The following is a 13,153-nucleotide window of genomic DNA, read 5'->3' on the forward strand; positions in this document are numbered from 1 at the left end:
TATTTTTTGGCCTACTCATTCCAAAGGTCTTTTAGCTTTAACACATCATTATGGAGTTCCGCTTGCAGATCTGAATCCAGATTACTTTTTGCTAGATGTTTGATAAAATCATCCAACTGTTTTACTGCCTGTTTGGCTTTTCCTTTATCATGATGGTGTTGTGCCTGATCCAGCTTATTGAAAAGTACTGAAAGTTTTTTATCAGTAGATGCCAGCTGCAATTCATGTTTGATTGCATTAACATTAATAGTGTAATCAACCTTCGGAAATTCCAAATCACCATTTATTACATCTTCTCTCATATCTTCACCGAGATAATAGCTGATATGTGGCGGCTGATTGTAAGTTGTATTCTGCCATGCAATTCCCATTCGATAAACAGTATCATGCATTAATGTCGGCAATCTGTATTCTGTCGGGATCGTTGTACTGAAAATACGTAATTCTGAACTGTCTTCTGTCGGATAGATTGCTTCCTCACGCCAGTCACCTAAAATATCTGCCTGTAAACTAGGGTTTGCTTTTGTCCCATTATTGCTTACAACACCTTCGAAGCTTTCCAATACTGTTACTTCATTTGTTTTCTCATCATATTTAGAGATGGTCGTTCCATCAAGTAACTCATGGTATAAATCACCATCCCAATATGTTACAAAGTTAACTGGAAGTCCAATATCTCTAAAACTATCTGTTATAATATCACCCTGTACATTATAAACACCACCACCAGTTTCTACTGTTCCTCCACCGGTGCCCCAATATTCATAGCCTGGATTGGAAGCGATGTTTGCAGCTACTCCTCGGCCAGCATCTTTATATGCGTAAAACGATTTGATTGTTTCCCCTGTCGCACCATCACGATATTGTAAGGATGCTACAGAAGTCGCTTCATGCACACCAAATATTTGCAATCCTTCACGAGCTGGATCAAATGCCCCAACATGTAAAGCATCTCCATGTGAACCTTGTTCCCGGCCCATTTCTCCATCCATTGCATAGAGAATGGTTCCGTCATGATCCAACGTTAATGACCCTGCAATGATTTCATCAAAACCGTCATTATCCACATCACCTGTTGCTAAATTATGGTTGCCTAATCCTTCTCCACGGCCAGCATCGTCTGTATCAAAAACCCAATCTTCCACTAATTTGCCGTCATTTAAGCTATAGGAAACAAATCCTGTTCTGGCATAATATCCACGCCCATAAATTGCACTAGGAGTTTTCCCATTCACATAAGCTACTCCTGACAAGAAGCGGTCAGCTCTATTATAGAAGTTATCACCCCATGAAATACCATGATCTCCTTTTTCCTTCTCCACAGGAAAGGCAAAATCGATTGTGTCAATTACTTCACCAGTGTCCCCATTAAACACAGAAACATATTCCGGTCCATCTACAACATGACCACCTTCGTTAATCCAGCGTCCATTATCTTCGGGATTACCTATCACACTGATTACTTTATCAGGGTCATATTTACCATCTGTTGCACCATAAACTGTTGTTGCGTCAGCTGTTTTGATCAAGAATTCTGATTTCCCGTCAGCGTTCATATCTGCTACCACAAATTGATGATATTGCGGTCCGGAAGTTAAGTTCATACCCATATTCATTCGCCACATTAATGTTCCATCCAATTCATATGCATCAAAAATAGTTGGTCCTGTTATCACATCTTCTAATGCTGTCATTGCATTGGATGGTCGCCATAAAATGATGATTTCATATTCTCCATCACCATCCAGATCACCAACACTGGCATCATTCGCACTGTAAGTATAATCTCCTGTAGCTGTTGTACCGTCAGCTGGTTTTTGCAATGGTAATGATAAGTAATTTTCTGATGCTGCAATTACTTCCTTGCTTTCTGTTTTCTTACCGTTTACCAGTGTTTCTACTGTATATACCGCACCTGCTTCTCCTTCACTGTCGGTATAATTTGTAACTGATAAAGGCTTGCTGTTTAATTTATTACCGTTTCGATATAAATTAAATGTAACATCTTTATCATACTCATCTGCTAATAAACGCCACGATACAAAGATTCCATCATCTGCCTTTAGTGCGATTACTCCTCTGTCCAGCCACTCTGTGTCACGATTCGTTTCCGGTGGTGTCAGACGGTTATACACATAAATAGTTGCTGTTCGTTCAAATAAATTTTCAATCTGACTGTTTTCTGCTAATGTTCCCTCAAACTCATAAACTCCTGCTTGATTTGGATCCCAATCTTTATCAACCGTATGCCATTCTTCCACAGTTACCTCAACCGTTTCATTACTAGCTAAACCTACTGGTACTGTTTTAGGCAAGCCGATTGTTTCCAAATTTTCTGTTGCATCGCCAACATAAACACGATGATAAGGCAGTGAAGGGATAGTTGTAATGACATTCTCAGCAATCGGCACATGATAAATACCAATATTATCCAAATACGTTGTCCATGTATGGTTATTTCCTGATGTACGGATGCCTGCTAATCGAATTGCAGTGATGGTTCCATCGAATGACACATCACTTAAAGAGGTATGGTGTGTCTCACTTTCTCCTGTTGCTTTATTTTCAAGAGTTAGTACTGCTTCATTTTTTATTAAATCAAAAGCGACCTTGATATTATACCAGGCATTAGGATCTTGGAAGCCTGTTTCAGCAGCTTCTTTATTCCCCGGGAAATACTTAATGACTTCATTTTTTGTATGATTTAATGTGAATACGGTATTTCCTGCCCCGTCAAGGATTCTAAATTCCCCGCCATTTTCATTTGCATGTGTACCTTTATCATTATGGTTTCCAGGATACCAATCAAATTCGACCATCAACTTTGATCCCATTACTGGTGTATCAAATGTCTTTGTTGCCAGACGTCCTCCTGATTGATCAACAACGGAAAAATCCATTTTTGGAGTGTTGTTTCCATCTATTTCTTCTTCATTAATGGAAAGTGTTGCACCTGATGTTGTAAAGCCCCAGTTTTCCGGTGTCAGTGAACCTGAATCACCAAAATCCGTCTGATAAATACCTTTAAACTCTTCACTTTCCGGCACACCCTCTAATGCAGCAATAGGAAGGAAAGAAAAATGACTGAGTACTAAAACGACGATGACGGTCGCAAAGAAACTTCTTTTTACATAGTTAGAGATTTTCAAAATAACACCACTCCTTCATCATTATCGAGACACAAATCAAACAATTTATCACACCTCCTCTTTTCTTATGTAAGCGTGTTCATTTGTTGACAAGCGGATTTTGAATTGTTGTCTCAATATTAGACTACCAATTCTCTTAGCAGCATGTATATAATAACTTTTTGCATTCTTAAATCCTTGATTTGATAAGGGTTTAGGATGTAAGCATACTTTTTTTGAATTACTTCATGCTAATTGGCAATTATTTTCTAGTTCAATCGTTTATATTTTAACCGCTGTAAAAATTCAGCAACAGGAAAAAGGACCTAGCATATGAAGAAATAAAAACCCGGCATAAAATATATGCCGGGCTCTACCTGCTATGAAAATAAATTAACTAAACGGGACCAGAAACCTTGTTCTTCCTCTTCTTCGACTTCTTCAGTTTTCTCTTCTTCTTTCACAATACTTTCTGTTTTAATCACAAATTGTACTGTTTTAACTTTATCATTTTTATCTGAAACAAAGGATACTGGATCAAAATCTGATTTATCATATTCATCCATCATCTGGTCTACTTCTGTTTGAATTTGTTCTGGCATATCACTGGTAGCATCCGCTAATTCAGAGGTACCATTGTGCAGCTCTCCAGCACCATTTGCTAACTCACTTGTACCATTGGACAGTTCTGCAATTCCCCCATTAAGTTCACTGTAATTATTCGCCAATTGACTAATGCCATTTGTATAGTTAACTAATCCGCCATGAAATTGCTGATAATTTTCAGATAAACCGGCAATACCAGCTTGTAATTGTTCTAGTGAGCCGGCTGTATCCATTTTTGCCAATGAATTAGATATATTTTCTGCCATGGTATTTATTGAACCGGACATTGTGGTAAGAGTCCCATTAACTGAATTCAACGTTTCTTCCACTGCAAGAAATCCTTCTTTCACATTTTCATACGTCTGTTTTACAGTCAAGGCTGCTTTATATGTTTCTATTAATTGATCAACTACATCACTATTTGCGCCACTGTTATATAATGCATTCATTTGTTCTTCTGTAATATTATTTTCAGGTATTTGTTCCATTGCTTGATTTAGAGCATTAAATGCACTGACATAGTTTTTTTGTAATGTCATTAATCCAGCAGCAGTCTCGTTCAATCCACTGCCTATTTCACTCAACCCTTCAGGCAATTGGGTTAGTTGTGATAAGTCCATTTCACCTGATTCGCCTTTTAAGGACTGGTTCATTTTAGTCAGGGCATCTTTAATAGAATTAGAGGCATTAACTAATTCCGTTGATGACTGATTTACTTCACTGATTCCATTGCTGTATTGTTGCGAGCCATCAGCAAGCCCGGCAACACCGGTATTCAATTCCTTAATGCCATCTTCTAATTGAGCTACACCTGAATTAATCTCATTTACTGCATCAGATAATGTTTCGATCTCTCCCGTCATTTCTCCTACATCCGGAGTTTCAATTGACATTGAAGAAGGAACAGCAGAGATTTCAATTCCATTTAATTCAAAATCTGTTACATCTGCAGACAGAGTTAGGTTTCCATTATTTTCCGGCATGACAGTATAAGATATTTGTTTATTCTTTCCTGCATTTGCGATCGTTGCATTCGGTGCACTAATATTATTATAAATCGTTGGATCAAGTGTCAGCGAAACTTGCAATAAATAATTTTGATAGAAAACAGGATCAACATTCTCATTTTTGGTTGTATTGATCGTGATCTCCAGCTTTCCATCTTGACCAAGCAAGTCTTGTGGTTCTGTTTGCTTTCCGTCAAGTGTATAGGTTATAGATACATCCCAAGGTAATGACTGATTTTCCAAGTTTCCCTGATAATAGAATTCTCCTTCACTAGCCTCGAAACTGACTTTCTGATCTGTCTGTTCCATTTCTTCTGTATCTGTTAAGTTTTTGACATTCTTGTACGGACCGTAATCAATAATTTGTCCAGGCTCTGTGACCTCGAAACGGTTAACAACATACAATGCTTCTTTTTCGCCTGTTGCTGATAGTGTTGCATAGATAACTTCGTCTTTACTTTTATACTCCCCGTTAGCTGCATTTCCACCACTATCTTTCGCCGCATCTTCATTTAATGCAGCATTCAGAAATAATGAAGGAAAAATGAGAACGATAGTCAGCAGTACAACAAATATAGTTTTACTTCTCATAAAATCAATTCTCCTTATAATAATTTGCTTTCCATGTTGTTTTCTTAATCACTTTATCAAATACCAGCAACATCGCCGGAAGGAAAATAACTACCATGATAAAGGCAAGCAATGCACCTCTCCCCAGTAACAATCCAATCGATGATACAACAGGATTTGATGATGTGATCCATAATATAAATCCTACACTTGACAATATCGAAGCAGATACGGCTATGGAGAAAAGCTTCTCATCTAATGTCTGTTTGATAGCACGTAATGCAGACATTTGCTGGCGATTTTCTTTATAACCTTCCATTAAGAGAATCGCGTAATCTACTGTTGCTGCAAGTTGGACTGTACTGATAATTAAATACCCTACATAAACAAGGGAAGAGTTTGTGAAATATGGAACTGCTAAATTAATCCAAACAGCTGCTTGTATTGTTAACAGTAGTACAATTGGAATAGACAAGGAACGGAATGTTACCAGTAATACAATTGCAATCGATATGACTGTTAACAGATTAACTACTTTATTATCTTGTTCAACCGTATGCTTGATATCATATAACGTAACACTTTCACCAACTAAATAGCTGGAATCTCCATAATAGTCTTCCGCCAACTGGTTCACTTCTTCTACCAGTGTAAAAGCTCTTTCTCCTTCTGTATCCGTATTTCCATAGATAATGATCCTGCTGTAGTTTTCCGAATAAAATTGCTCTGTTATTGATTCCTCTAAGTACTCTGGCGGTATGACAGGACTAACCGTATTTGTATAGGCAAGCACACTTGTGACATTATCAACATTCTCCAGACTCTGCACAAGTTCTTCTTCCTGAGCAACATCGCCTTTAGGCACTAATAAAACAACCGGAGTTGATTTACCAAACGTTTCCTCAATTTTTATTAAGTCACTTCCTGCTCTTGTCTGCTCAGGCTGTTCACCGATTCCATAGATAAAATTGGTATTGCTCTGTGCCAAAAAGGCTGGAACAATAATAACCAAAACAATAAGGATACTAGGGATCCTTAATTTAACAATTCTTTTTCCGACATTTTTAAATTTAGGAATAATCGGTTTATGCTGAGTTTTATCCATCCATTTATATAACCAAAGCGTTAATGCCGGCAAGAATACCATGACACTTATAAAACTTAACACAATACCTTTCACTAAATTGATTCCTAAGTCTGATCCAATCTCGAAGTTCATAAAAGTCAGGGCTATAAAGCCAAAGAAAGTAGTAGAAGCACTAGCCGCAATAGCCGGGAAGGACTTCTTCATTGCTAACTTCATTGCTTCCTTCGGATCTGACACTTTCTCCCGATAATCAGAGAAACTATGCAGCAGGAATATCGCATAATCCAGTGAGACGGCCAACTGCAAAATCGGTGCAACAGACTGTGTAACAAAAGATACTTCTCCAATAAAGATATTTGTTCCTAAATTTATCAGAACAGACACACCAATTGCTGTTAAGAAAAATACAGGTTCAATCCAGGAATTAGTGGAAACTACTAAAATGATAATAATGATAGGCACAAGAAATGCAGCAGCATACATCGATTCTTTCCCAGCCATTGTTTGGGATGTTGCTGTGTTTAATGCTTCTCCTGACATCGCATTATTTTCCCCGATAATATCATAAATTTCATTGGTGATTTCTACTTCTTCACCTTCACGGATGCTTAATGTAATCAGGGCATTATTATCTTTATAATATGTCTCGACAGTATCCTGATCAGCCATTTCAATCGGTGTCTTAACATCAATGGCATCATCAAGCCACATTACATTTGATACACCATCAACAGAAGCAAGCTGATCTTTATATTCCAGAGCTTCCTGGATAGTGACATCTTCCAGCATTACACGAACATTTTGAGTTGATCCTTCGAATTCCTGATCCATTACCTCCATTGCAATCGTTGATGGAGCCTCCTCAGGCAGATAATCAACCATATTATAATTAACGGAGACAAAAAATTGTGTGATCGTGCTGATTACAGCAATGATCATAAAAATAATGACCACTGATTTCTTATGTTTTAAAATTGAGTTAACTATCATCCTTCATCCTCTCTTGCATTCCTAAACAATCCACTATATTATTATAAAAACACAGTGTTGTTTATTCAACAAACAGTTTTATAAATTGTGTTACATGTGCAACATTTTGATTTAATCTGTTGGTTAGTTAACAAAATCTCAATATTTAAAAGGTGTGTTTATCCATGGATCGACGAAAAAAATATACAAAGATGGTATTGAAAGATAGTTTCTTAAAATTATTAAATCAAAAACAATTATCAAGTATTACCGTCAAAGAAATATGTCAGCTGGCAGACATCAATCGTTCTACATTTTATTCTCACTATTCGGATCAATACGATTTATTATATAAAATGGAAGAAGAAATTATTGCAGATATGAATAAGTATCTGAATGATTGCAACTTGACCAAGGAAGAAGAATCACTGGAAGTAACAGAGAAGTTAATGGAATATATTGTAGAAAACAAAGAAGTATGTCAGACATTATTAGGGGAAAATGGTGATGCTGCTTTTTTAAAAAAAGTAATGGTTGTTGCCAAAAAAAATATCATTGATAATGGATTCTTTGGTCAACCGCTTCATCAGGATACAGCCCAGTATTTAAGTACTTTTATTGTCAGTGGAAGTATATATGTAATAAAAAGCTGGCTGGCAAACGGGATGGACAAAACGCCAAAAGAATTGGCAATTATGATTAATTCGTTCGCCAAACAGGGAATTAACTCTTTGCTGATTGATTGAAATAGAAGAAGTGAATGAAAACATTAGCGTCGATAAATATATTGACGCTATGACGCTTTCTTGGCTGCATAACTTTTGTGTCACTTGTTTTTCTGTAACCAAACATAAAAAGTTAGTTTAAATAATATGATGTATCAATCTGTTTTTTTTAGAATGAGTTATTGGAATGGAGGGAAGAAAATGCCTGTTCAATCAGGAACGCATGTGATTCACATTGTGCTGCCTGGCGAATCTTTATCTTACCTTGCCAACAGATATGATAGTGACCCGGCAATTATGACACAAGTCAATGCTTTGTATCCCCCTTTTACGGAAGCACAAATGATTATGGTCAATCAGGCTTTGTTAATACCTGTCCGCAATGCGTATCAGGCTAAAACATTATATGTCATATCCACTGGTGATACGATTTGGTCTATCGCTTCTCGTTATGCCACTTCACCTGAATTATTAGCAGGAATAAATGATAATATTCAAAATCCCGGCTTTATTTATCCTAATCAACAAATTATAATACCTGCTTATATTTATCAAGTAGAAACAAATGACAGTATCGTTTCTATTTCAAGCAGATCAGGCATCGCTATACAGCAGATTATATTAGCCAACAGCAATCGAGCCTCCTTTTCTCCTGACCTTATCCGTGAAGGCTACCGTTTAATTATTCCACTTCCTAGTTCTACTAATATTGTCGTAACTTCACCTTTCCCTGGAACAACAGTGCAAAATAACCAGCGTCTCACAGGGTATGCAAGAGCATATGAAGCTACTGTCTTGTACCGTCTATATGACAGTAATGGCGTCGAAGTGATTAGGGATACAGGAACAATGACTGCATATGGAGCGCCTGCCTATAGCTCTTTTGAGGATAACTTGCTATTTGATCAATCACCAACATCTTCAGAAGGCATTCTGGAAGTTTATACAAGAAGTGCAATGGATGGTTCAGTGCAGGATCTTGTTCAAGTGAAACTAATTCTCGACCAGTGATCAAACCTTTTTAACACAACAAGGTCCTCACCAACATTGTCGTGAGGACCTTGCAAAAACGGTCTCCAAAGAAATGATGATACCTAGTAAAGCTTATACAAAGGAAGATCTCTGATTTATAGGCAAATGTCTTATGCTAACTGATTCTCATATAATTTCTGATAAAATCCATTCTTTATTACTAATTCCTTGTGTGAACCACTCTCAATAATCTCGCCATTATCCAGAACAAGGATCGTATCAGCTTCCTGAATGGTGCTCAGGCGATGTGCAATAACAAAACTTGTTCTCCCTTTCATCAAGGATTTCATTGCTTCTTGAATATGGCGTTCTGTCCTCGTATCAACACTGCTGGTTGCTTCGTCTAAAATGAGGATAGACGGATTTGCAAGAACAGCACGGGCAATTGTTAAGAGCTGTCTTTGCCCCTGGCTGATACTTCCGTCAGAAGTAATATACGTCTCATACCCTTTAGGCAGTTTCTGAATAAAGCTGTGAGCATTGGCAAGCTTTGCAGCCTCTTCCACCTCCTGATCTGTTGCATCTAAACGGCCATAACGAATATTATCCATAATAGTACCTGAAAAAACATACGCATCTTGTAATACTAACCCGATCTGTTGTCTTAAATAATCTTTATCCATCTGTCGTATATCTTTTCCATCAATTAGTATCTTCCCTGACTGAATTTCATAAAAACGTGTCAATAGATTAATAATCGTTGTTTTTCCAGCTCCAGTCGGACCAACTAATGCAACCATTTCTCCAGGCTTAGCATGCAAGGAGAGGTTTTTCAGCACAGCAACATCTGTTTCATAATGAAAGTACACCTTGTCAAAGTTGACTTCCCCTTTGATCTTCTTGTCGACATCTGTCTTCTTTTCGATGTTTTCTTCAGATGGCTGATCTAAGACTTCAAAAACACGCTCGGCTCCCGCTATAGCAGACTGAAGCAGATTATATTGATTAGCAAGTTGATTGATCGGCTGGCTAAATTGGTTGGAATAGTTCAGAAAGCTGACAATGATACCAATCGTAATGATTTCATGATAAGCAAAAATCCCGCCAAATACAGCAATAACAACAAAACTGAGATTACGCATTGTATTCATAATGGGTCCCATCGAACCCGATAAACTTTGTGCTTTCACACCAACAGCCCTCAATTTCTCATTAATTACACGAAATTCATCCAGTGATACAGCTTCTCTCCCAAAAGCTTTCGTTACTTTTAAACCTGTAATGTTCTCCTGGACAAATCCATTTACACTTCCTAAATGACTTTGCTGTTCAGAAAAATATTTTTTGGTGTATGTCGTTATTTTCTTCGTTATATATGCTACAGTTGGTACAATGAATATCGTAATAAGTGTCATTCTGATACTCAGGCTTAACATCATCACTACACTTCCTGCAAGCATGAAAATACTGGAAATAAGTTGAACGACTGTTTGATTTAAGGTATTGGAAACATTCGCAATATCATTCGTTGTTCTGCTCATCAGATCTCCATGGGTGCTTTTGTCAAAAAATTTGATTGGCAAACCTTGATATTTTTCGAACAGATCCTGTCTCATATCACGGACTGTATGCTGTGATAAACTAGCCGCAAAAAATTGTTGAATCCATGTAAAAAGCGCCCCTGAAACATAGACAATAAACAGAATCCCGCCCATTTTTAATACCCCATCAAATTGCTGGACAACAATATAATTATCGATGGTTTTACCAATTAAGTATGGACTCAGTAACGTGAAACAAGTACTAAGAATGGTACTGATAAAAACAATAAGTAAATGTAATCGTTGAACCTTTAAGTAACTCCAGATTCTTCGTATTGTCTCTTTTACATTTTTGGATCGTACCTTTGCAATTTCACCAGGTCGCGATCCAGGTCCCTGATTTAGTCCTATCTGGGATAAGTTAGCAGAAGCTTTATTTTTAATGTTGGACATATGCAGCCTCCTCATTTCCATATTGCGATGCATAAATAGAATGATATACTTCATTGCTTTTTAATAAGTCTTGATGTGTACCAGCACCGACAATTGTTCCTTCCTCTATCACAAGGATTTTATCTGCAGTCTTCACTGATGAAATACGCTGTGCAATAATAAACGTAATGCATTCCTGCATAATATCTTGTAAGGCTTCACGAAGTAGTTTTTCTGTCCCTAAATCTAATGCACTTGTACTATCATCCAGAATTAAAACAGGCGGCCTCATTAATAATGTTCTGGCAATAGATATTCTTTGTTTCTGCCCACCAGATAAATTAATTCCTTTTTGCCCGACTTTTGTATCATAACCGTTCGGCAGTTTCATAATGAAATCATGAGCTTGAGCGATTTTGGCAGCAGTTTCAATCTCTTCTTGATCTGACCCCGCTTTTCCAAAGCTGATGTTGTCTCTTATCGTTCCACTAAATAAAAAAGCGTCCTGCAGCACAATACCAATATTCTGACGTAACTGGAGTAGCGGCAGGTCTTTAATGTTCTTGCCGTCAATTAAAATTGCCCCTGAGCTGACATCATATAATCTTGGGATTAATTGAACAAAGGTGGACTTTCCCGCCCCTGTTGCTCCAATTATCGCAATGGTTTCCCCATGAAATGCTTCAAAATTAATATCTTTTAGCGTCATATCCTCTTTTTTTGTTACATTATTGTAAGCAAAAGAAACCTCTTCAAAGCGAATATGCGCTGCTGAAAAAGATGGAATGCTATCTAATTCTTTCATGATCATTTTTGGTTCTGTGGTTAATACTTCATTGATACGATTCGAAGAAACCTTGGCCTGAGATAGTGACATTAGCAATCCGCTTACCATTACCAATGATGAAAGCGCTTGTGTAACATAATTAATAAAGGCAACCAAATCCCCCACTTGTAAATCATTTCTTCCAGTTAAGTTACCCCCGTATAAAAGAATGATAATCAAACACATATTCATAATTAATGTCACAACAGGGCCATTTATTGCCATAAACCGGGCTGCTTTAATTGATTTTTGTGTATAGTCTTTGTTCACTTTTTTAAAACGCTTTGTTTCAAAATGAGCTCTTACAAAAGCTTTCACTACTCTTATTCCAGCTAAATTATCCTGGATTCTTGTATTTACGCTGTCCAGTTGAGTTTGCACCTTGGAAAATAACGGAAAAGAGAAACGAATGAAAAATACTAGAACGATCAATAGTAAAAGCAGTGTTCCTAACAAAATCAATCCAAGTTTTACATTGATTGATAAAGCCATAATAACACTGCCGATTAATAAACTTGGAGAACGAACAAGACGCTGTAAAATAATTTGAACCAGATTCTGGGCTTGAACAACATCGTTTGTCACCCTGGTAATAAGTGATCCTGTTTGAAACGAATGGATATCCTCAAAGGAAAAACGCTGTATTTTAGCATATAACGCCTCTCTTATATCTGCCCCAAAATTCTGTGAAGCACGACTTGCAAAAAGATTACAGGCAACACCACTGACTAAAGATAAAAGTGCTACTAATACCATCAACAATCCTGTTTGTTGAATTGTTTCCATATCACGCTCTACTACCCCAAAATCTATAATATAAGCCGCTAACCTGGGCTGAAGCAGATCGAAAAATACTTCCATTAACATAAATATTGGGGCGAAAATTAAAAATTTCCAGTAAGGTTTTATATATGATCTTAATCCCCACATAATTTTAACTCCTTCTGCTATTCACCGGCAGGATCTTCTTCTTTCCTGTCAGAAACGTTCTCCAGCTCATGTAATTCAAATTGTTTTGTAAATTCTTCAATAATTAATTCAACTGCTTTTAATTCTCCTATAATAATTTGTCTGATCTCCTTGTACTCTGATGCCTCTAATTGTTTTTTTAACGTGTCTCTTTTTATGTATAATCTTTCACGAAAATCCAATGCCCGCCCCCTGCGAAAGGTTTGTGCCCCTCGATGCCTTCCTTTTCCTTTATGTTTCTTGCGGCTAACATCTTTTGCATGATTTGTCTCCATATCCTTCATTTCTATCAACTCCTTTGTAACTAATTGTATACATTTG

Annotated in this window: 8 protein-coding genes; 2 read left to right on the plus strand and 6 right to left on the minus strand. The window is 37.1% G+C overall.

The features are described from left to right. Positions 1-11: 11 nt before the first annotated feature. The 3 genes from F9U64_RS00775 to F9U64_RS00785 all read right to left on the minus strand — a co-directional run bounded on the left by F9U64_RS00775 (position 12) and on the right by F9U64_RS00785 (position 7,388). Positions 12-3,149, minus strand: coding sequence for a rhamnogalacturonan lyase (locus tag F9U64_RS00775; protein WP_153400870.1), 3,138 nt, complete (start codon positions 3,147-3,149; stop codon positions 12-14). A 359-nt stretch (positions 3,150-3,508) separates the two neighbouring features. Beyond that, positions 3,509-5,332, minus strand: coding sequence for a coiled-coil domain-containing protein (locus F9U64_RS00780; protein ID WP_153400871.1), 1,824 nt, complete (start codon positions 5,330-5,332; stop codon positions 3,509-3,511). A 4-nt stretch (positions 5,333-5,336) separates the two neighbouring features. After that, on the minus strand, positions 5,337-7,388 hold the full coding sequence (locus F9U64_RS00785; protein ID WP_153400872.1) for an efflux RND transporter permease subunit: 2,052 nt from the start codon (positions 7,386-7,388) through the stop codon (positions 5,337-5,339). A gap of 164 nt (positions 7,389-7,552) precedes the next feature. Here F9U64_RS00785 and F9U64_RS00790 point away from each other — a divergent pair, with 164 nt between their 5' ends. Beyond that, positions 7,553-8,113 (plus strand): TetR/AcrR family transcriptional regulator, encoded by a 561-nt coding sequence (locus F9U64_RS00790; RefSeq protein ID WP_228275535.1) that lies wholly within the window; start codon positions 7,553-7,555, stop codon positions 8,111-8,113. Positions 8,114-8,293: 180 nt separating this feature from the next. Continuing rightward, entirely contained in the window at positions 8,294-9,103 is an 810-nt protein-coding gene (locus F9U64_RS00795) for a LysM peptidoglycan-binding domain-containing protein (protein WP_194287239.1), read from the plus strand. Positions 9,104-9,234: 131 nt separating this feature from the next. On the opposite strand, the gene F9U64_RS00800 is transcribed toward F9U64_RS00795, so the two are convergent. From F9U64_RS00800 to F9U64_RS00810, 3 genes are read right to left on the minus strand one after another with little or no spacing between them, the layout of a single operon-like run. Further along, positions 9,235-11,058 (minus strand): ABC transporter ATP-binding protein, encoded by a 1,824-nt coding sequence (locus F9U64_RS00800; RefSeq protein ID WP_153400875.1) that lies wholly within the window; start codon positions 11,056-11,058, stop codon positions 9,235-9,237. Beyond that, positions 11,045-12,793: an ABC transporter ATP-binding protein gene (locus F9U64_RS00805; protein ID WP_153400876.1), complete on the minus strand. Its 1,749-nt coding sequence runs from the start codon at positions 12,791-12,793 to the stop codon at positions 11,045-11,047. The genes F9U64_RS00800 and F9U64_RS00805 overlap by 14 nt, the downstream gene beginning before the upstream one ends. A gap of 17 nt (positions 12,794-12,810) precedes the next feature. Further along, positions 12,811-13,116: a 2-keto-3-deoxygluconate kinase gene (locus tag F9U64_RS00810; protein ID WP_228275536.1), complete on the minus strand. Its 306-nt coding sequence runs from the start codon at positions 13,114-13,116 to the stop codon at positions 12,811-12,813. Between the last annotated feature and the right edge of the window lie 37 nt (positions 13,117-13,153).

Origin of the sequence: Gracilibacillus oryzae (genome assembly GCF_009498735.1) — a bacterium.
GTDB lineage: Bacteria > Bacillota > Bacilli > Bacillales > Amphibacillaceae > Gracilibacillus > Gracilibacillus oryzae.